General features: G+C 69.5%; 15 protein-coding genes and 2 pseudogenes. 7 read left to right on the top strand and 10 right to left on the bottom strand.

Annotation, left to right across the window (positions count from 1 at the left end; translation table 11 throughout):
- Positions 1-64: 64 nt before the first annotated feature.
- From AB0I23_RS32330 to AB0I23_RS32340, 3 genes and pseudogenes are all read left to right on the top strand, one after another.
- Positions 65-469: pseudogene (locus tag AB0I23_RS32330) on the top strand (peptidase S15); the annotation flags it as partial.
- 134 nt (positions 470-603) lie between these two features.
- Positions 604-843: a lipopolysaccharide assembly protein LapA domain-containing protein gene (locus tag AB0I23_RS32335; RefSeq protein WP_359114658.1), complete on the top strand. Its 240-nt coding sequence runs from the start codon at positions 604-606 to the stop codon at positions 841-843.
- A 27-nt stretch (positions 844-870) separates the two neighbouring features.
- Positions 871-1,443 (top strand): GNAT family N-acetyltransferase, encoded by a 573-nt coding sequence (locus AB0I23_RS32340; RefSeq protein WP_359114660.1) that lies wholly within the window; start codon positions 871-873, stop codon positions 1,441-1,443.
- A 250-nt stretch (positions 1,444-1,693) separates the two neighbouring features.
- Here the strand turns inward: AB0I23_RS32340 and AB0I23_RS32345 are convergent, their stop codons facing one another.
- Positions 1,694-2,416 (bottom strand): carbon-nitrogen hydrolase family protein, encoded by a 723-nt coding sequence (locus AB0I23_RS32345; RefSeq protein ID WP_359114662.1) that lies wholly within the window; start codon positions 2,414-2,416, stop codon positions 1,694-1,696.
- Between the two features lie 403 nt (positions 2,417-2,819).
- On the opposite strand from AB0I23_RS32345, the gene AB0I23_RS32350 reads away from it, so the two are divergent.
- Positions 2,820-3,845 (top strand): terpene synthase family protein, encoded by a 1,026-nt coding sequence (locus AB0I23_RS32350; protein WP_359114663.1) that lies wholly within the window; start codon positions 2,820-2,822, stop codon positions 3,843-3,845.
- Between the two features lie 183 nt (positions 3,846-4,028).
- Here the strand turns inward: AB0I23_RS32350 and AB0I23_RS32355 are convergent, their stop codons facing one another.
- Positions 4,029-6,743 carry an ATP-binding protein gene (locus AB0I23_RS32355; RefSeq protein WP_359114664.1) on the bottom strand — a complete coding sequence of 905 codons (2,715 nt, stop codon included), beginning with the start codon at positions 6,741-6,743 and terminating at the stop codon, positions 4,029-4,031.
- 255 nt (positions 6,744-6,998) lie between these two features.
- Positions 6,999-7,142 (bottom strand): hypothetical protein, encoded by a 144-nt coding sequence (locus AB0I23_RS32360; protein ID WP_359114666.1) that lies wholly within the window; start codon positions 7,140-7,142, stop codon positions 6,999-7,001.
- Between the two features lie 284 nt (positions 7,143-7,426).
- Between AB0I23_RS32360 and AB0I23_RS32365 the strand changes: the two genes are divergently transcribed.
- The 3 genes from AB0I23_RS32365 to AB0I23_RS32375 all read left to right on the top strand — a co-directional run bounded on the left by AB0I23_RS32365 (position 7,427) and on the right by AB0I23_RS32375 (position 10,764).
- Entirely contained in the window at positions 7,427-7,822 is a 396-nt protein-coding gene (locus AB0I23_RS32365) for a DUF6281 family protein (protein ID WP_359114668.1), read from the top strand.
- A 247-nt stretch (positions 7,823-8,069) separates the two neighbouring features.
- Entirely contained in the window at positions 8,070-9,680 is a 1,611-nt protein-coding gene (locus AB0I23_RS32370; protein ID WP_359114670.1) for a phosphodiester glycosidase family protein, read from the top strand.
- 55 nt (positions 9,681-9,735) lie between these two features.
- On the top strand, positions 9,736-10,764 hold the full coding sequence (locus tag AB0I23_RS32375; protein WP_359114672.1) for an alpha/beta hydrolase: 1,029 nt from the start codon (positions 9,736-9,738) through the stop codon (positions 10,762-10,764).
- 611 nt (positions 10,765-11,375) lie between these two features.
- Here AB0I23_RS32375 and AB0I23_RS32380 read toward each other — a convergent pair.
- The 7 genes and pseudogenes from AB0I23_RS32380 to AB0I23_RS32410 all read right to left on the bottom strand — a co-directional run bounded on the left by AB0I23_RS32380 (position 11,376) and on the right by AB0I23_RS32410 (position 19,287).
- Complete coding sequence (locus tag AB0I23_RS32380) at positions 11,376-12,665, bottom strand: glycosyltransferase (RefSeq protein ID WP_359114674.1); 1,290 nt, start codon at positions 12,663-12,665, stop codon at positions 11,376-11,378.
- Positions 12,662-13,669 carry an ABC transporter ATP-binding protein gene (locus AB0I23_RS32385; protein WP_359114676.1) on the bottom strand — a complete coding sequence of 336 codons (1,008 nt, stop codon included), beginning with the start codon at positions 13,667-13,669 and terminating at the stop codon, positions 12,662-12,664. The genes AB0I23_RS32380 and AB0I23_RS32385 overlap by 4 nt, the downstream gene beginning before the upstream one ends.
- On the bottom strand, positions 13,666-14,463 hold the full coding sequence (locus tag AB0I23_RS32390) for an ABC transporter permease (protein WP_359114678.1): 798 nt from the start codon (positions 14,461-14,463) through the stop codon (positions 13,666-13,668). Before AB0I23_RS32390 ends, AB0I23_RS32385 begins: the two co-directional genes overlap by 4 nt.
- The gene (locus AB0I23_RS32395) at positions 14,460-15,284 is read right to left on the bottom strand and encodes an ABC transporter permease (protein ID WP_359114680.1); all 825 of its coding nucleotides are present in this window, start codon (positions 15,282-15,284) and stop codon (positions 14,460-14,462) included. The genes AB0I23_RS32390 and AB0I23_RS32395 overlap by 4 nt, the downstream gene beginning before the upstream one ends.
- A complete protein-coding gene (locus tag AB0I23_RS32400; RefSeq protein ID WP_359114682.1) occupies positions 15,281-16,387 on the bottom strand; it encodes a polyamine ABC transporter substrate-binding protein in 1,107 nt (368 codons plus the stop codon). The genes AB0I23_RS32395 and AB0I23_RS32400 overlap by 4 nt, the downstream gene beginning before the upstream one ends.
- 208 nt (positions 16,388-16,595) lie before the next feature.
- Positions 16,596-17,012: pseudogene (locus AB0I23_RS32405) on the bottom strand (ATP-binding cassette domain-containing protein); the annotation flags it as partial.
- A gap of 52 nt (positions 17,013-17,064) precedes the next feature.
- Positions 17,065-19,287 (bottom strand): NADP-dependent isocitrate dehydrogenase, encoded by a 2,223-nt coding sequence (locus AB0I23_RS32410; protein WP_359114683.1) that lies wholly within the window; start codon positions 19,285-19,287, stop codon positions 17,065-17,067.
- Positions 19,288-19,447 lie beyond the last annotated feature (160 nt).

A 19,447-nucleotide genomic window follows, 5' to 3' on the forward strand; every position in this document is an offset into this window, starting at 1 on the left:
ATGAGAAGAAGTCGAACATCCTTCAGGAAACACTGTCGCGAGCGTTGACACTGCTATGCGGGCCAGGGGCACCTGTCTCGGCTGGACCGGCGCCCCGCCGACCTCCGCCGCCGTCGTTGTCGTCGGCGCGCCGAAGGCCACGCGGGGGGTCGTCTCGCCGCGGACGGAGGACGTGCAGAACAGCGGGGGCGCCGCCGACAAACTGGTCCTGTTCGCCATGGTGTACGACATGGCGCCCGACGGCTCCGGAACGCCGGTGAACCGGCTGGTCCCACCGGCGCGGGTGCCCGACGTCACCCGGCCGTTCACCGTGCGGCTGCCGGGCATCGTGCACCGGTACGAGGCGGGGCACCGGCTCGAATTCAAGATCGCGGCCGGCGACAGCGCGTACTCCGGGAACCGCGGCATCACCCCGGTCACGGTCGTCAGCAGGCCGCAGGACACCGGCGTGCTGGAGCTGCCGGTGGTCGCAGGACGGGTGAACCGACCCGGAGCGGAGCGTCACCTGTACGGCCCCACGTCACCGCCCCCCGGGCGCGGGATGGAGGCATCCTGGAGTCGGGAGGGCGGTGACGTACCAGGACCAGGGAAAGGGGCCCAGCCATGAGCCCGAAGGATGCGTCGAGCGGTGGCAAGGGCAGCGTCGGACCGTTCTCACCGTCCCGCATCGTTGTCCTTCTCATCGCTGTCCTGTCGATCGTCTTCATCGCCGAGAACACCGGCGAGGTCACCATCCGTCTGCTGACCCCGCTGGTGACGCTGCCCCTGTACGTGGTGCTGCTCGCGATGTTCGCGGCCGGCATGGTGTGCGGCGGCTACCTTTTCCGCCGCAGGCCCAAGTGAGCCCGGCGCGCTGTCTACGCTGTCCGGATGTCTGACAACGTCTACCTGGCCGAGGGCTCGCGCGTGGGGATCCGCCTCTTCACCCCCGCGGACGCCGAGGAGTTCACCAGCCGGGCCAAGGAGAGCGGTCGCCTGCACCGCCCGTGGCTGTTCCCGCCGGACGACCCGCGTGCGTACGCCGCTTACGCGAGCCGGCTGATCGAGGACCCCACCAAGGTGGGCTTCCTCGTCTGCGAACGCACAACCGTGGACGGCAACGCGGCGGGGAGCGGTCCCATCGCGGGCTTCATCAACATCAACAACATCGTCGGCGGTGCGTTCCGCTGCGGCGCGCTGGGATACGGGGCGTTCGCCCACGCCGCGGGGCGTGGCCTGATGAGCGAGGGGCTCGATCTGGTGCTGCGGTACGCCTTCGGGCCGCTCGGCCTGCACCGCCTGGAAGCGAACATCCAGCCGGACAACAAGGGCTCGATCGCCCTTGTCCGCCGGGCCGGATTCCGGCTCGAAGGCTTCTCGCCGGAGTTCCTCTTCATCGACGGGGCGTGGCGGGACCACGAGCGGTGGGCGATCACAGCGGAGATGCTCGCCCCGGGCCTTTGACCCGAAAGGCCAGGGTCCTGTCGTCCCTGATCCGCCGGACACGCCTCAGAGCCTGTCGGGTGACCTTCGATCGGATAGCGGACGCGGCATGGTGCGTGCGATTCCAAGGCGCCGAGATGGCCTCGGATGGGGTCTCCCCTGCTCGAACGAAGCTGAGAGCTCGGGGAAGGAGCTACTAGGGCATTTCGGCAACGCCGGAAGCGTGCGTGCCAGGGCGTGGCCGCCCGATCAGAGGTCACCCGACAGGCTCTCAGGCAGGCACGGTTCCCCCGAGCGCCGCGGACACCACGGCGCCGGGCTCCGGCCCGGCCTGCACGACCACGGCTCCGTCGGGATCCCAGACACCGGAACCGCCGGACGTCTCCGGATACGTACCACTGGCCCCCGCCGAGGTGGCCAGCACCACCCACACCCCGTGAGCGAGCGCCCGCTCCCTCATGTGCCCGTCACGCCGGGCCGCCGAATCGGGGCCCACGCCGTAGAGCGTGCCGGCCACATACGCGTCGATGCCCAGCGCGGCGGTCTCGGCCGCGTGCTCCGGGACGGCCGCGTCGTAACACACCGCAAGCCCCAGCCGCACGCCGTCGATCACCAGGACCTCCGGCTTCTCGCCCGGGGCAAAGCGGTCGAACTCCTCGCCGTGCAGCCGCATTTTCCGGTAGACGACCCGTGCACCCTCTCCCGTGACGGCCAGTACGGCGATGTACTCACGCCCGTCCGCCTCGCGCACCGGGGCCCCGACCAGGGCCGTCGCTCCGGTGGAACGGCACGCGGAGACGATCGGCCGGAGACGGGCGTCGTCGGGCGAGATGGCCGGGGCGGTGAGGTCGTAGCCCGTCAGCGACAGCTCCGGGAAGACGACCAGCCGCGCCCCCGCGCCCGTGATCGCCTCCGCGTGGGCCGTGGCGTTCGCGGCTATATCGAGGTGGAGACAGGAAGGCTGGGACACAGCGACGATGAGGGGTGCGGGCATGTACTACTCCGAAGCGATCGGTCGGCAGAGCTGTCCAGGCATGGACCACTGGACGTACTTGTAGGTCAACGGTGCGAACATGGTCACGCGCAGCGTATAAGGAACAGGGCAGCATGATCCGCCGCTGCATCATCTGCACGATGTCGGGTTCCAGCAGCAGGAACCGATGGACGAGCGTGCGTTCACCACGTCAGGATGGCGGATGCTGGGCGCGATGCGAGAAGAGAGGGCGTCCCGTCCCGGCGGGGTGGGTAGGAACCGATATGCAGGGAAGATCACAAGGTGAGGTCCTTACCCGTGCTGTAGGGGAGTTCTCGTGAGGCAGACGTCTGCAAGCGCACGCACCGAGACCGCAGGCCGGGTCGTCCCAGCGGACGGCGAGCAACGGTTTGCCACCCCTGCGGTGCAGATCCCCGGACCCTCGCTGCTCAACCCCGGGCTGCCGCACGTGGAGCCGCACGTCATGGCCTGGGCACAGAAAGTGGAGCTGCTGTCTGCGGAAGCGGCTGAGCAGGCCCGCAGGGAGCGTCATATTGCCTTCGCCGGACACGTCTGGCCGTGGGCACCCCCGGAGAGGCTGGCAGAGCTGTCTCGCCTGGCCCTGTGGATGTTCGCCGTCGATGACCGCAGCGACGCCCGCGGGGACGATTCCGGAGCGGTCGACACAGAACTGCAAGCCATGATGCGCATTGTCACCTGCGCACAGGATGCTGTGCCCGAAAAGGCGCCGGCGACCTTACGCGTCCTGGCAGAGGTTGTGCCCCGGTTGGCCGATCACATGAGCCCCGCGTGGAGCGACCGCTTCCGCCGGCATCTGGCGGAATGGATACACACCAACAGGGACATGATCCGGCGCCGGACCGAAGGCGGCATACCCACCCCCCAGGCCTACGTCGCGTGGCGCCGGGTCTCCGGAGCGGTCGGCTGGTGCTTCGACCTCACCGAATACGCAGAGCACGCGGAACTCACCGAGCTGGTGTGGTCCTCGCCGGCCTGCCGTCGGCTGCGGGATACCGCCGCCGACGTCATCTGCTGGACCAACGACCTGTTCTCCCTGGGCAAAGAACTACGCACCGGCGAAACCAGCAACCTCGTCCTGATACTGCAGCACCATCACCACTTGACGCTGCAGGACGCTGTCAACGAGGTACACCGCCGGCTCTCCTGGCGAATCACCGAACTGTCTGCCGCGATAGCCAGTCTGCAGACAACCGCCCTCGCCATGAACCTGACGGTGCAGGAGCAGGCCTCAGTTGACCGATACGTGGACGGCATCCGCGCATGGGCTCGTGGGTTTCTCGACTACTGCCAGGAATCGGCCCGGTACGCCGAGGCCCCCGTTCCCCCGGCAAAGGGCAGGACCGTGGAGGGCCCACACCTGATTCATGACACTCGCGGCAGGGCCGCGGTTGTGAGCGAGGAGTACTGACACAGAAGTGAGAGGCCGGCGCGTCGGTTCGGGAACCGGCCGTAGGGGTGCAGCGCCAATGCAGGGTGCGGTGAGGCCTGTGCTGGAAACGTCTCGGGGCAGGTGTCGGCGTCCCCGCGGACCTCGACACGCCCGCCGCATCCCGCACGGAGGAGGGCGCCGGCGCGTGCCGCCACGGCCCCGTCAGCCCTGCTCTGCGGCGCCCGCTCCGCGCTGCGCCGAAGTGCGCCGCCCATGCAGCCGCAGTCCCGCCTTGGCCATCTCCGCACGGCCTCGCTCTGCGAGATGGTCGGCACCACACCGGTCCGCCAGCTCGACACCCTCGAACAGCAGCTCAGCTGCCCTGTCGGTACGGCTGCCGCGCCCGAGCTCCGCGCCGAGGTCGATCAGCGCTTCAGCGTATGCGTGCCGGTTGGGGGACCGGCTCAGTACCTCCGCCGCGCGCTCCCGCAGGGACAGCGCCTGCCCGTCCTCGGCCACCGCCGCGCTGAAGCGCAGCGCCTCACCGATGGCGGTGGGCGTGCCGTAGTGCTCTGCCCGGCGCAGCATTTCCGCCGTGAGGGCGCGGGCGCGCCGGGGGTCCTCCTCGGCGACGGCGATGGCGAGGTGTCCCGCCCAGGGACACCAGGTCGGGTTGAGTACGCCCTTGGCCTCCAGCCGTTTCCCGGCGGCGGTGAGTTGGGTCACGGCCTCCTTGCGCAGACCACGGGCGAGAAGCAGCCGTCCGTAGACCGTCTGGGAGTCGGGGAAGACCACCGCGTTCGGGTAGGGGGGCGCGAAGTCGTACGTCCTGGCGACGCGAAGCGCCTCCTTGACGCGGCCCCCGGACAGTAGGACGTCCAGCAACAGCCCGACGGCGTACCATTGGGCGGGCACCCGGGGGCCCACCCGCTCGGCCAGGCGCACTCCCTCACGCGCGCATTCCTCTGCCTTGACAAACATCCCGCGCCGGAACCAGACCAGGCCGAGGAGAGTGAAGCCGAAAGAGAGGTGGGCACCGCTCCACCCGACCTGCTTGCACTCGGTGATGGCCGAACTGAAGAGTTCCTCCGCGCGGTCGCACTCGTCGACGTACATGTAGCTGAGCGCGGTGAGGCTCGGCAGTTCAAAGCCCCAGTCCGGGTCGGTGTAGCTCAGTCCCAGGGCGCGTGCGGCGATGGTCAGCGTGCTCGCGGCCGGCTCCCCGCGCAACATCGCGTCCCAGGTTCGAATGCACAGCAAGGCCCGTTCCTCGATGTCCTTTCCGGGCAAGTGCTCGGCAAGCCGTGCAAGCCGGCGGGAGCGGACGGACGCCTGCGTCTCGTGCGCGTCGAAGACCAGCCACAGATAATGCGCTGTCTGCAGGCGCAGCCGCGCTCGGGAGGTCTCCGCCTGGGCGGCCTCGGCGCCCGCGACGGCGGCCGCTCTGGCGAGCTGGTCGTTGTGGGCGAACGCCTGAGCCAGCCGGAAGGTGGCGTCCTCCCTGAGTGCAGGGTCCAGGAAGGGCTGCTCCAAGGCCGCCGTGAGGTGGTTGACTGTGGTGGCCGGGGCAGTGAGCAGTGCAGAGCAGCCGAGTTCGTAGAGCACGCCCGCGCGATCCTCAGGCGCCGGCGGTTCGCGCAGCGCACGTTCCAGACAGCGTCGAGCCGCGTCGGGCGCGCCCAGACGGAGATTCTCGCGCGCAGCAGCGCGCAGTTGCCGGACGGTGTGCGGGTCGTCCTCGGGATGGGTCTCGAGCAGATGCCGAGCGGCGGCTGTGACGCCCAGGCCCGCTTCGGCCACCGCCCAGGCGGCCTGACCGTGCAGCGCGGTGCGGACAGCCGGCGGGATGGCCTGGTACACAGCGGTGGCGATGAGCGGATGGATGAACTCGAGTGTCCGGGTGCCGGTGAGAATACGGGCGACGCGCAGCCGGTCCACGGCGTCCTGGGCCTCGGCGGGTGGCAGCCCGGCCACTGATGCGGCCAGTTCCGGGGAGATCTCGGTACCCAGCACTCCGGCGGCCCAGGCAAGCCGGACAGCGGCATGGCCGAGGCTCTCCAGCCGTTTGACCAGTCCGGTGCCGCGGGCGCTCGCGCCGAGTTCACGCAGCAGGGGAACCGACTCCGCGTCCGGGGCGAGGTTGCGGTCCTGGACCTTGGCGACGAGCTCGACGGCCTCGTAGGGGTTGCCGCCGGTGACCAGCCAACACTCGCGGCAGAAGAGGTCGTCGGCTCCCGCTCCGAGCGAACTTCGCACCAGTTCGGACACCGCCTCCGGGCTAAGGGCGTGCAGCGCGATCGGGCGTGTGCTGCGGCCGTCGACCAGTTCGCGGAACGTCTGGGCCTCGGTGGGCACTTCGTCCGGGCGGTAGCCGAGGACCACCAGCACGGGAAGTTCCTGCACTCTCACTGCGAACGCAGCGAGCCAGGCGAGCGACTCCAGATCACCCCAGTGGGCGTCGTCGAGGACGATCACGACCGGTGCCCGGCGCACGGCCAGCTGGGTGACGACCCAGTCCAGACCGTCCCGGACGCCCTGCGGGTCCGGGACGGCGATACCGGTCTGCTGAGCGAACAGACCTACGGCCGGGCCGGCGATCTCGTACCACCCGCCGAAGATCTCGCGACGCTCGGCCTCGGTGCAGGAAGCGAGGACGGGCTGCAGCAAGTGGCGTACGACATGGAAGGGGACGGTATGCTCCTGCTCACTGCCTCGGGCGGACAGCACGGTGCAGCCGCGGGCAGCGGCGATGCGCCGGATCTCTGCCAGCACGGTCGTCTTACCCAGTCCGGCGGCGGCGCTGAAGAACAGCAGCCCGCCGTGCTTGCCTTCGCCGTCCCCGACGCCTGCGCAGATCTCCTCCACTGCATTCCGAGCAGCGGTCACCGCGTTTTCGCGCTCGTACAGGGGCTTACCCACCCGATCGCGTCCGCCCACGACGGTGGTCCTCTTCGTGCGGTGCCGTTCCGACACTCCGTTCCCCCTGATCGGCCGGTATGCCGGGAAGCATAGCGAAGCGCACACATACACGGCAGAGTTGCGGGGGAATTGGACGGACCGTGCTTTCCTTGCCGCGCTCCTCCACCTCGGGCCTGGGGAGCCCAAGCTACGGCAACTGCACCTGAATCCCTTACGACCTCACCCGCGATTGGGTTCGGGGCGTGCTGGTCTGGCGGTTCGGCTGGTGGGTGATCAGCAGGCGGCGTCGCCGGCGAGGACGAGGTCGGTGCTGTGCACGCGGCGGGTGGGCCTCTTGGCAGCGCGGTCGGAGATCAGGGCGGCGATGGCCCGCTGGGTCTCGGGGAAGGTCTCGCGGCGTCCGGTGAACCGCCTCATCGGGGCCCACTGCCGCAGCTCGGCGTTGGTGTGTTCGACGTAGATCCGGGCCGAGGACTGCCGTCGCCTCGCCTCGCGCCAGGCGTACTTGTCGCCATCGCAGGTGTGAACGCCCTCTCTGCCGCTCAGGACCAGGCTGCAGGATCACGCGGCGGTGGCGCGGCAAGGGAACCTGATCCGGGTCGTCGACGTCTACTTGGCGCGAATGTTGTCGACTCGGGCAAGGACAACTCGACACGAGGGGACATCCTCGCTCTTCGCAGCATCTACTGAGGGGGACACGCATGAGCTGGACCGAGCGATCTGCGGGCGTGCTACTGGCGGCGGCGATGGTGATGTCAGCAGCCGCGTGCACGGCCGACAGCAGTAGCGGTGGGGAGGGATCGGCTTCCTGCGTCAACCGGTTCACCTACCAGGACCGGTCGTATCGGGACGTGGCGAACGTGGACTTCACGGTCGGGAAGAAGCTTGGCGCCGCCACCAAACCACCCTGCGAAGACACCGGCGGCCAGGACAAGGACGAGGAGCCGGCAACGACGGAGACCGCCTACGAGGTGGACGGCATCTCTCCCAAGGTGGCCATCGCCATCGGGGACGCACCTGAGGAAGTCACGTTCTTCGCCGCTTACTCCGGCTCGGAACTCCCGCCCGAGGTGGAGAAACTGATCGATGGCTCCTGATGCGGCCTCGGCGCCCATAGCGGCTTCGAAGAGAGAGAACGGACGGTGACTCAGCGGCGACGTTCGTCGCGGGATACCAGCCGGTGACGCACTGCTCCAGCGCACCGCACTGCCCCAACCGCTCAGGGGCCAACTGTTGTGCGGCACCCTCCACATGCCGCGTCATCGGAGATTGACGTGCACGCGTCTTGACTGGTGGTCGCTGTCGCACGCACCGTTGCTGGGCCGTTCTTTCCAAGGGGGTTACGTGAACAGCAAGTTGCTCGGTGCGTGTACGGCCCTGGCCCTCTTCGCTGTGGTGGGCGCCCTGCCGGCGCCTGCCTCCTCCGAGCCGCTGCCGACGCGAGCCCTGCCGCTGGGCGCCGTCGACTTGACCGAGACCCGCAGCACACGGACGCTGCAGCCTGGTGTCACCCTCACGCGGATCGTGCGCGGTGCCGACGCCCCGGCGCTTGCGTGGACGGTCGAGGTTTCCATACCCGGCGGTGCCACCTCGCCGGACCCCGACGCGCCGCCGACGGCGCTGAAGGACCGGGCGAGCGCCGACGAGCTCGCTGCCGACTTGCAGGGGGACGGCTTTGACGCCCGGGTCGAGAAGGTCACGACTCCGGCGGTCGCCGACTACGCCGGTGGAACGCTTGGGTGGCGGGTCCGGGTCGGGCAGTTCGAGTCGCAGTCCGCCGCGACGGTCGAGCGCACCCGGCTGAGAGGGTCCGGGTACGCCGGGTCCGCCATGTACACCGGCTGGGACGGTAACCCGGCGGACCGTGGCCCGTGGCGGATCGACGTGCTCACCATCGACCCGGACCGGTTCCGCGGCGGGCTCAAGGCGTCGTACGGTCCCGATCTGGAGAACCGCGAGAAGACCAGCGAGCTAGCGGCCGCGGGCGGCGCGACCGCAGCGGTCAACGCCGGGTTCTTCGTCCTTGACCCGAGCGCCGGAGCACCGGGCGATCCGGCCGGCGTCGGCGTCTACGACGGCCGACTGTTGAGCGAGCCGGTGAACGGGCGCCCCGCCCTGATGATACGCGACTCCGGCGCACACAGCGGGGTCGCCCGGCTCACCTGGAAGGGACGAGTCGCCGGCAGGGACGCGTCGCAACCCCTGGACGGCATCGACCGTGTACCGGGCTTGATCAGGAACTGCGGCGGCACCGCCGACGACACTCCGACCTCGCTTCCCCTGCACGACGTAACCTGCACCGACCGCGACGAACTCGTCGCCTTCACGCCTGACTACGGTCGGCAGACGCCGCAGGGCGACGGCCTCGAGGCCGTACTGGACACCCGCGGACGGGTTCGCGAGCTGCGCTCACCACGCGGCGGACCGCTGCCGGTCGGCGGCAGCTCCGTGCAGGCGACCGGCACCCGCGTCGCCGAGCTGGCCGCCCTGGCGCAGGTCGGCCGACCCCTGCGCGTCGAGGGTACGTTGCGGGACGGCAGCGGCCGCAAGGTCTCCCCGTCACTGGCGACGAGCATCCTCAACGGCGGCCCCGAACTGGTCCGCGACGGACGGCTGCACGTCACGCCTGCCACCGACGGGATGGTGCAGCCCGGCAACGCGAGCTTCTACTACGGCTGGGTGCACAAGCGCAATCCACGCACGCTGGCTGGGGTGGACGCTGCCGGCAGGACCGTGGTCGTCACCGCCGACGGACGCAGCACGGATGCGCTCGGGCTGAGCATCCCCGAGAGTGCCGCCGTCGCCCGGGCACTCGGCCTGCGCGACGCGGTCAATCTTGACGGCGGCGGGTCGACCACCATGGTGGTCGACGGAGAAGTGATCAACGAACCGTCCGACGCGGCCGGTGAACGCCCCGTCGGGGACGCACTGCTGATCCTGCCCCACCGGGACTGACCCAGCCCGGTCCGAGAACGCCCGAGCGGGCGACCACCGACCGCCAGGAGCCGCCATGACCGCCATCCCGATCCGCCGGGCCCGCCTCCTGCTCGTCCTTGCCGCGCTGCTGCTCACCCTGGCGTCGATTCCGCCGGCGCTCGCCACCGCGTCGACAGTGTCACCTGCCGGGAAGGTGGGCGGGTTCGATCCCTCGTCCCGGGGTGCCGAGGTCGTCGCGGTCACCCAGGTCGGCGACCGGCAGCTCGACTTGTCGGTCCGTTCACCGGCCCTCGGCGGCCGGACGGTGAACGTACGTCTGCTCACGCCCGACGGCTGGGACCCGGGCGCTCGGACCGGGCGCTGGCCGACCCTCTGGCTGCTGCACGGCTGCTGCGGGGACTACACGTCGTGGACCAGCCGGACCGACGTCGCGCGGACCGACGCTCTGCGCGACGTCCTCGTGGTCATGCCGGAGGCAGGCTGGAACGGCTGGTACAGCGACTGGTGGAACCACGGCCAGGGCGGTGACCCGGCGTGGGAGACCTTCCACACCAAGGAGCTGCGCCTACTCCTCGAGCACGACTGGGGGGCGAGCAGAAACCGCGTCGTGGCGGGACTTTCGATGGGCGGCCAGGGCGCGCTGCTGTATGCCGCCCGGCACCCCGGGATGTTCAAGGCGGCCGCGGCGTACTCCGGCTCCGTGCACCCGCTGCTCAACGACGAGTCGGTGAACCGCATCATGGGGTTCTTCGCCGGTCAGGGCAACGACCCGCTGAGGGTCTGGGGCGACCCGGTTGCGCAACGTGATGTCTGGGCGGCCCACGACCCGTTCCACCTGGCCAAGCGCCTCAAGTCGATCCCCGTCTACCTGTCGTGCGGTGACGGCACCACCGGCCCCTTGGACCCGCCGGGCAGCACGAGCGCGCTCGAGGCGGACTTCAACAGGCAGAACCAGGCACTCGCGAGCGAGCTCGAACGCAGGGGCGCGAAGCACGTGACCACCAACTTCTACGGACCCGGGACCCACGGCTGGGCTTACTGGCAGCGTGAGTTGCACTCCTCGCTACCGATGCTGCTGCAGGCCCTGCGGGCCGACGGCTGAACGGCCATGTGCCGAGATCATCCGCCAGGGCATCCCCGCCGCGTCATGGCCAACCGGGTCCGGGACGAGTCCCTTTTCTCTCGCACCTCTGACGCGTGATCAATGTCGTCGCGGACACGCCCGGACTGCTTGCGGTGCTCGAGAAACTCGGCAGCGAGGTCGGCAACCTGACCGAGCACATCAAGCTCAGCCAGAAGTGAGCGAGCACGTGGAGGGAGGTCACCGCGTTGGTCACGTGCTGCGACGACGGTGAGGTGCTGACGCAGGCCGCGCGGCGGGCTGCCCTTCGAAACCGCTGAACGCCGACTCGCGGAAGGCTCCGTCCTCGCACTGTGCCCCGCCGGCCACCTCCAGGCACCGGACCAGGATGCCGGCGCCGGGCTCGACCAGCTGTCCCGCAGCACGGCCGGCCCCGTACGACCGCTCGAGCGGGACCACGTCGCGGTCACGCGCTGGGCCGACCGCGCCTGCCTCGCTGCCCTGATCCGACACTGCCCAGGGCGCTGCGACGGCACCGCCCGGTCACGCCCGGGACGATTCCGCGGTGGCACCGCCGACCGGTGACGAGGAAGGGGAGCCACTCGACGAAAGAGAGGCCCACCATCGACTCCTCATGGCCACGTGGTGGACGTAGCAGCTCCTTCGATGAGATCCGCCGCTTGGCGCAGGCCGTCCCGGCGGCGGATCTCCTCGCCCACACCGGCCAGCCGCTCCCGCAGAGCGTTGTCCGCGAGCAGCCGCTCCACCGTCCCTGTCAGTTCCCCGTCCGTGAAGCGGTAGGTGTCCAGCCGGACGCCGAAGCCCAGCTCGTCCATCCGCTGCGCGTTGTCGTACTGGTCCCAGAACAGTGGCAGCAGCACCATCGGCTTGCCGAAGTGGAGGGCCTCGGTCGTCGTGTTGTTGCCGCCGTGCGTGATGACGAGATCGACGAGCGGCAGGATCGACGTCTGCGGCAGGAACTCGGCGCCCCACATGTTCGGCGCGAGCTCGATCTCCTCGTGCAGCGGGCCCTTGGACACGATGTAGCGGTGCGGGGTCCCGGCCAGCAGGCCGATGATCCGCCGCATCAGCGCCACGTCCGCCGAGCCGAGCGAGCCCAGCGAGAAGTAGACCAACGCGCCGTCGCCGTTCCGCAGTTCGGCGGGCAGCTCGAACTTCTCGTCCGTCTCCCGCACCGAGGAGTCCAGCCGGTGCCAGGCCGGGCCGAGCGCGCGCTCGTAGTCCGCGACCTCCGCGTACACGTAGAGATTCGTGCCGCCTTCGTGGATGAAGTCCAGCTCGGGCAGGGCTGGAGCTCCCTGCTCCATCACCCACGCGTTGAACGCCTCCCAGAGCGCGCCGTGCGAGCGGTCGTAGGCCTCTCGGAACTCCGCCCAGCCGGTGCGGTCCGCCGACGGATAGCCGGAGAAGACCGGGGGAACGCCGCCCGTCCTCAGCTCAAGGGGGTTGCAGGACATGATGCGTACGAAGGGCTTGCCGGCGGTCAGCAGAGCGGGGAAGGAGACGACGTTGTCCTCGACGATCACATCGGGGCGGACCCGTTCGATGATCTGCCGAAGCTGCGGCTCGCAGTACTTGACGCCCGCGATGAGCTCCTCCCAGACCGGCTTGATCCACGTCTCCAGCTGCTCGATGGTCGGCTTGCGGAACTCCGGGGCGGTGTCCCGGATGAAGTCCTTCCAGAACTGACCCGCGTCCTGCCCGCCTTCGGGTGCGGGCGCGAGGTCGACCAGGTCCTCCTCGAAGCCGAGCGCCGTGAGCTTCCCCTGCCAGGATGCCTCGGCGGCGAAGACGACGCGATGGCCGCGGCGGCGCAGGACATCGCCGATGCCGACGCAGTTGTTGGTGGGTCCGTACGCGCTCTCCGGAACGAACAGGACGGTGAGCCGGCGCTCTGTCATGGATCTTCCCCTACGATCGGTCCGGCAGGAATGTGGACGGCGGCCTCCGGCGGCCAGGAAAGCGAGACCCGCTCGCCGGACACGGCACGGGACGGACCCTGGACGGCGACGAGTACCGATTGGTCCAGGTGCGGGACGCGCACGGCGAGGTGTGACGTACCGCCGTGGAAGCTGACGTCGACGACCGTGCCCGTGAGCCGGCCGCCCCCGCCGTCGTCGTCGCCGTGGCAGTCACCGTCGCCGATGTGGATGCGCTCCGGGCGTACGGCCGTGATGCCGTCCGGGCCCGGAAGGAGATTGTTCGCGCCGACGAAGCCCGCGACGAAAGCGGTGCGCGGGCGTTCGTACAGCGCCACCGGTGCATCGGTCTGCTCGATGCGGCCCGCGTTCATGACGGCGATCCGGTCGGCGAGCGACATCGCCTCCTCCTGGTCGTGCGTGACCACGAGGAAGGTGATGCCGACCTCGTCCTGCAGCCGCTTCAGTTCCAGCTGCATCTGAGCCCGCACCTGCTTGTCGAGCGCGGACAGCGGCTCGTCGAGCAGCAGCAGACGGGGCCGCTTCACAATCGCGCGGGCGAGCGCGACACGCTGGCGCTGTCCGCCGGAGAGCTCGTGCGGCCTGCGGCGGGCGTACGCGGTCAGGCCGACGGTGGCCAGGACCGCGTCGACCCGTTCCCGTACCTCACGGCGCGGCAGCCTTTCCCGCTCCAGCCCGTACGCCACGTTCCGCTCGACCGACATGTGCGGGAAGAGCGCGAACGACTGGAACATCAGATTGACCGGGCGCCGGTGCGGTGCCACGGTCAGCAGGTCCTTCCCGTCGAGCGTGACCGTGCCCGCGTCCGGGGTCTCGAAGCCGGCAAGGATACGTAACAGGGTCGTCTTGCCGCAGCCGCTCGGCCCGAGCAGTGCACAGAACTCGCCCTCGCCGATGTCCAGCGAGACGCCGTCCAGCGCTCGCGTCCGCCCGAAGCGGTGGTCGATCCCCTTGATCTCGATCACTTTGTCGCCTCCGGAGCACCGGGGTCGGTCGTACGGGTGAGCCGCTGTGCGGCCACGACGGCGGTGAAGCTGACCGCCAGCAGCAGTGTCGCCAGCGCGTTGATCTCCGGGGTGACGCCGAAGCGGACCATCGAGTACACGACGACCGGGAGCGTCGGTTCGGTCGGAGCGGCGGTGAAGAACGCGATGACGAACTCGTCGACGGAGAGCGTGAAGGCGAGCAGCGCCCCGGCGGCGATGCCCGGCGCGAGGGACGGCAGGGTGATGCGGACGAACGTCGCAGGCGGCGTCGCCCCCAGGTCCCGGGATGCCTCCTCCAGTGAGGGATCGGTGTGCGCCAGCCGGGTCCGTACGAGTGCGGCGACGAAGGCGGTGCCGAAGACGGTGTGCGCGAGCAGCACGCTGTGCAGGCCGAGAGTGAGCTGGACAGCTGCGTAGAAGACGAGCAGGCCGATGGCGAGCAGCAGATCGGGGACGACGGCGGGGAGCAGGGTCACCGCCTCCAGCAGCCGTGAACGGTTGTCACGGCCCGCGCCGACCGCGAGCAGGGTGCCGAGGACGGTGGACAGCGCCGCGGACCCCGCCGCGACGATCAGGGTGTTGACGAGCCCGTGCAGGATCTCGTCGTCGCCTGCCAGCTCGCCGTACCAGCGCAGGCTGAACCCCTCGAAGGCGTACGGAGAGCCGCCCGCGCTGAACGACATGGCGACGAGGACGACGACAGGCGCGTAGAGGAAGACGTACGTCAGCCAGAACGGAAGGCGTGTCAACAGCCGGTTCGGGGTGTTCGTCATCGGGTTGCGTACCTCCTCGCTGCCCACGCCTGCGCGAAGAGCAACAACATCAGCACGGCCAGCAGCGCGAGCGCGAGCGCCGAGCCGAAGGGCCAGTCGCGTGCCTTGAGGAACTGGTCGCGGATGAGGTTGCCGACCATCACCGACCGTCCTCCGCCGAGCAGTTCGGGGACGACGAAGTTCCCGAAGCTCGGTACGAAGACGAAGAGGCAGCCAGTGAGGGCCCCGGGGAGGGTGAGGGGAAGCGTCACCGTACGGAAGGTGGTCCACGGCCCGGCGCCCAGATTCGCGGCGGCCTCGCGCAGTTGCGGATCGAGCCGGCTGAGGGACGCGTACAGCGGGAGGATCATCAGTGGCAGATACGCGTACAGCAGTCCGATGACGACGGCGGCGTCGGTGTACAGGACGTCCACCGGGCCCAGGCCGATCGCGCGCAGCGCCTTGTTGAGCCAGCCGGGGCCGCTCAGCAGCACGATCCAGGCGTAGACGCGGATGAGGAAGCTGGTCCAGAAGGGCAGGACGACGGCGATCAGGGCGATCGTCTGCCGGCGGCGCGGGAGGTCGGCGATCACGTACGCCGTCGGATAGCCGATCAGGAGGGCGAGGACGGTGGTGAGGGCGGCGATCCAGGTGGAGTGGAGGACGACGTCGGCGTAGAGGGGGTCGGCGAGGCGGGTGAGGTTTTCGGTGGTCGGCTCGTACACGACGCCGCCGAAGCGGCCGCGCCGGAGAAAGGCGTAACTCAGCACCAGGCCCAGAGGGATGACCATGAGGACGGTCAGATAGGTCAGGCCGGGCCCTGCCAGCGGCCACCGCTTCATGAGCCGGCGGCTACCTCGGTCGACAGTCGGGTGTACTTCGTGGCCGCCTCGCCGACATCGACGATGGACTCGCCCTTCAGCAGCTCGGCCGGGGTCATGCGCAGTGGTGTGTTGGCCTCGACCACTTTCGGGTCGAGCTGTTCCATCGCGGCCTTGTTGGGCACCTTGTAGAGGATGTTCTCGGCGGCCCAGCTGTGGATCTCCGGATCGAGGATGTAGTTGATGAGGGCGTGCGCGGCCTCTTTGTTCCTGGAGGACTTCAGCACGACCATCGTGTCGACCCAGAGGTCGCTGCCCTCCTTCGGGACGGTGAACTCGATCTTCGGGTCGCTGGTCGGGCACCAGCCGTCCCACGCCTCGGCCATCGCCGACTCGCCCTTGGTCAGCCGGTCACCGAAGGTGGTGTCGTCGTAGGCGAGCAGGTTTTTCTTGGCATCGAGGAGCAGGGCGCGGGCGGCGGCGAATTCCTGGTCGCTGGTGGTGTTGACGGAGTGCCCGAGCACCTTGAGCGCGGGGAGGGCCAGCCAGCGCTCGGTGGTCATCATCGTGACCTTCTTCTTCAGCGCGGGCGGGGGCTTGAGGAGGTCGTTCCAGCTGGTCGGGGGCTGCTTCACGAAGTCGGTGCGGTAGCAGATCCCGGTCGTCCCCCAGGTGTAGGGGACGGAGAAGGTGTTGCCCTTGTCGTAGGCGAGCTGCCGGGCCTCGGGGTAGAGGTTCTTGAGGTTCGGGATCAGGTCCGCGTGGATGGGCTCGATCAGTCCGGCCTCGTTCAGGGCCTGGGCGTACTGGCCGGAGACGAAGGCGACATCGACACCGCTGTGGCTCCCTGCCGTGCCGCCGACCGTCAGCTTGGCCATGATCTCTTCGTTGGTGGCGTGGTGCGCGATCTTCACCGGGACGCCGAGGTCCTTCTTGACCCGTTCGGGGAGGTCCTCGGGGCTGTAGCCGTCCCAGATGGAGACCGTGAGGGACTGTTCGGTGATGTCGGCCTTCGGGTCAAGTGCGTCCGGGCCGTTGCTCCGGTTGTCGCCTTCTCCGCAACCGGTGAGCAGTAACAGGGCAAGGCCCGTAACCACCGCACTCACCGCACGCATGCCTCTCATATCGCAACTCCCCCCACCTAAGCCCCAGTTGCAGCGTGAGTCTCGCATCACGCCGCATCTTGCACAATGGGGCGTCGGTCGGGGCACGTCAGGCGGGCCGGACGCCAGACCGACGGGCCGGAGCAAGCCCCACGAAGCAGGCAGAACCGTCTGATCAGTACGGATGAGATGATCGGCAGGCGCAGGGCCACACCCACCGGGCCGGCGTTCAGTGCAGGCCGGCCTGCGGCGCGGGAGTGTCGTCGAGGAAGCCGCCCGACTGGTGCTGCCAGAGCTTCGCGCAGGCGCCGTCCGACGCGAGCAGCTCCTGGTGCGTGCCCTGCTCGACGATCCGACCGCGGTCGAGGACTACGCGCCGGTCCATCGTGGCGACCGTACTCAACCGGTGCGCCACCACGAGCGCCGTCCGCCCGTCCATGAGCCGCCACAGCGCCTCCTGGACGAGGATCTCGCTCTCGGAGTCCAGGGCGCCGGTCGCCTCGTCGAGCAGCAGGATCGGCGCGTCGCGCAGGATCGCCCTGGCGAGGGCGACCCGCTGGCGCTGTCCGCCGGACAGCTCGCCACAGAGGCGGCGGACGCCGGAAACACTCCCCGCACACGGGACCGCCCCGGCCGCACGTGCGGCCGGGGCGGAACGGTCACCGCGGGCCTCGCGGTGAACGGGGGGCTGCCGTGGGCTAGCCCAGGGACGCGATGGCCTCGTTGAATGTCGCCGACGGGCGCATGACGGCCGACGCCTTGGCGGCGTCCGGACGGTAGTAGCCGCCGATGTCGACCGGCGAGCCCTGCACCGCGATGAGCTCGTCGACGATCGTCTGCTCCTGCTCGGTCAGCGTCTTGGCGAGACCGGCGAACGCCGCCGCGAGCTGCGCGTCGTCGGTCTGCTTCGCCAGCTCCTGGGACCAGTACATCGCCAGGTAGAAGTGGCTGCCGCGGTTGTCGATGCCACCCAGCTTGCGGCTCGGCGACTTGTCCTCGCTGAGGAAGGTGCCGGTGGCGCGGTCGAGGGTGTCGGCGAGCACCTGGGCGCGCGCGTTGCCCGTCGTCTGCGCCAGGTGCTCGAAGCTGACCGCGAGCGCGAGGAACTCGCCCAGGCTGTCCCAGCGCAGGTAGTTCTCCTTGACCAGCTGCTGTACGTGCTTGGGAGCGGAGCCACCGGCGCCGGTCTCGAACAGGCCGCCGCCGTTCATCAGCGGGACGACCGAGAGCATCTTGGCGCTCGTGCCGAGCTCCAGGATCGGGAACAGGTCGGTCAGGTAGTCACGCAGCACGTTGCCGGTGACCGAGATCGTGTCCTCGCCCCGGCGGATGCGCTCCAGCGAGAACGCGGTCGCCTCGACCGGCGACAGGATCTCGATCTGCAGACCCTCGGTGTCGTGGTCGGCGAGATACGTCCTGACCTTGGCGATGAGCGTCGCGTCGTGCGCGCGGTCCTCGTCCAGCCAGAACACGGCCGGGGTGCCGGTCGCGCGGGCGCGGGTGACGGCGAGCTTGACCCAGTCCTGGATCGGCAGGTCCTTGGTCTGGCACATGCGGAAGATGTCGCCGGCGGCGACCGTCTGCTCCAGCACCACGTCGCCGGAACCGTCGACGACGCGGACCGTGCCCGGGGCGGCGATCTCGAAGGTCTTGTCGTGGCTGCCGTACTCCTCGGCCTTCTGCGCCATCAGACCGACGTTCGGCACCGAGCCCATCGTCGACGGGTCGAACGCGCCGTGCGCCCGGCAGTCGTCGATGACGACCTGGTAGACGCCCGAATAGCTGCTGTCCGGCAGGACGGCCAGGGTGTCGGCCTCCTTGCCGTCCGGGCCCCACATGTGGCCGGAGGTGCGGATCATGGCCGGCATGGACGCGTCGACGATGACATCGCTCGGCACGTGCAGGTTGGTGATGCCGCGGTCGGAGTCGACCATCGCCAGGGCGGGACCTTCGGCGAGCTCGGCGTCGAAGGACGCCTTGATCTCGGCGCCCAGGTGAGGCACGCCGTCCAGCCCGTTCAGGATCGTGCCGAGGCCGTCGTTCGGCGACAGGCCGGCGGCGGTCAGCGCCTGGCCGTACTTCGCGAACGTCTTCGGGAAGAAGGCGCGCACCACGTGGCCGAAGACGATCGGGTCGGAGACCTTCATCATCGTGGCCTTCAGGTGTACGGAGAAGAGCACGCCCTCGGCCTTGGCGCGGGCGATCTGCGCCTCGAGGAACTCATGCAGGGCCGCCGCCCGCATCACGGACGCGTCGACGACCTCGCCCGCGAGCACAGGTACCGACTCGCGCAGGACGGTGGTGGTGCCGTCGTCACCGGCGAGTTCGATCCGCAGGGAGCCGGGCTCGACAATGACGGCGGACTTCTCGGTGGAGCGGAAGTCGTCGGCGTTCATCGTCGCGACGTTCGTCTTCGAGTCGGCCGTCCAGGCGCCCATGCGGTGCGGGTGCGTCTTGGCGTAGTTCTTCACCGACGCGGGGGCACGGCGGTCGGAGTTGCCCTCGCGCAGGACCGGGTTGACCGCGCTGCCCTTGATCTTGTCGTAGCGCGCGCGGACGTCCTTCTCCTCGTCCGTCTGCGGGTCGTCCGGGTAGTCCGGCAGCGCGTAGCCCTGCTGCTGCAGCTCGGCGATGGCCGCCTTCATCTGCGGGATCGACGCCGAGACGTTCGGCAGCTTGATGATGTTCGCGCCGGGCGTCCTGGCCAGCTCGCCGAGCTCGGCGAGAGCGTCATCGATGCGCTGGTTCTCGTCGAGGTGCTCCGGGAAGCCGGCAATGATCCGCCCCGCCAGGGAGATGTCGCGGTTCTCCACGGTGACCCCGGCCGTCGAGGCGTACGCCTCGATCACAGGCAAGAACGAATACGTCGCCAGGGCCGGGGCCTCGTCGGTGTGCGTATAGATGATGGTCGAGTCAGTCACCGGGTGCTCCGCTCCACGTCTGCAACATTGCTTGATATCAAGATATCCCGTGACCGCCGCCTGTTCGACAGGGCCCTGCCGACCGGGCGGCGGTCCGTGCAGATCATCTGTGGGCGGATCCAGGCAGTGGCCCCGACGGTCAGAGCGCCCACACACCCTT

Source organism: Streptomyces atratus (genome assembly GCF_040655115.1).
Lineage (GTDB): Bacteria > Actinomycetota > Actinomycetes > Streptomycetales > Streptomycetaceae > Streptomyces > Streptomyces atratus_D.

Coding starts and splice junctions, on each gene's coding strand:
- AB0I23_RS32335 (WP_359114658.1), top strand. CDS start 604: ATGAGCCCGAAGGATGCGTCGAGCGGTGGCAAGGGCAGCGTCGGACCG.
- AB0I23_RS32340 (WP_359114660.1), top strand. CDS start 871: ATGTCTGACAACGTCTACCTGGCCGAGGGCTCGCGCGTGGGGATCCGC.
- AB0I23_RS32345 (WP_359114662.1), bottom strand. CDS start 2,416: ATGCCCGCACCCCTCATCGTCGCTGTGTCCCAGCCTTCCTGTCTCCAC.
- AB0I23_RS32360 (WP_359114666.1), bottom strand. CDS start 7,142: ATGAGGCGGTTCACCGGACGCCGCGAGACCTTCCCCGAGACCCAGCGG.
- AB0I23_RS32365 (WP_359114668.1), top strand. CDS start 7,427: ATGAGCTGGACCGAGCGATCTGCGGGCGTGCTACTGGCGGCGGCGATG.
- AB0I23_RS32375 (WP_359114672.1), top strand. CDS start 9,736: ATGACCGCCATCCCGATCCGCCGGGCCCGCCTCCTGCTCGTCCTTGCC.
- AB0I23_RS32380 (WP_359114674.1), bottom strand. CDS start 12,665: ATGACAGAGCGCCGGCTCACCGTCCTGTTCGTTCCGGAGAGCGCGTAC.
- AB0I23_RS32390 (WP_359114678.1), bottom strand. CDS start 14,463: ATGACGAACACCCCGAACCGGCTGTTGACACGCCTTCCGTTCTGGCTG.
- AB0I23_RS32395 (WP_359114680.1), bottom strand. CDS start 15,284: ATGAAGCGGTGGCCGCTGGCAGGGCCCGGCCTGACCTATCTGACCGTC.
- AB0I23_RS32400 (WP_359114682.1), bottom strand. CDS start 16,387: ATGAGAGGCATGCGTGCGGTGAGTGCGGTGGTTACGGGCCTTGCCCTG.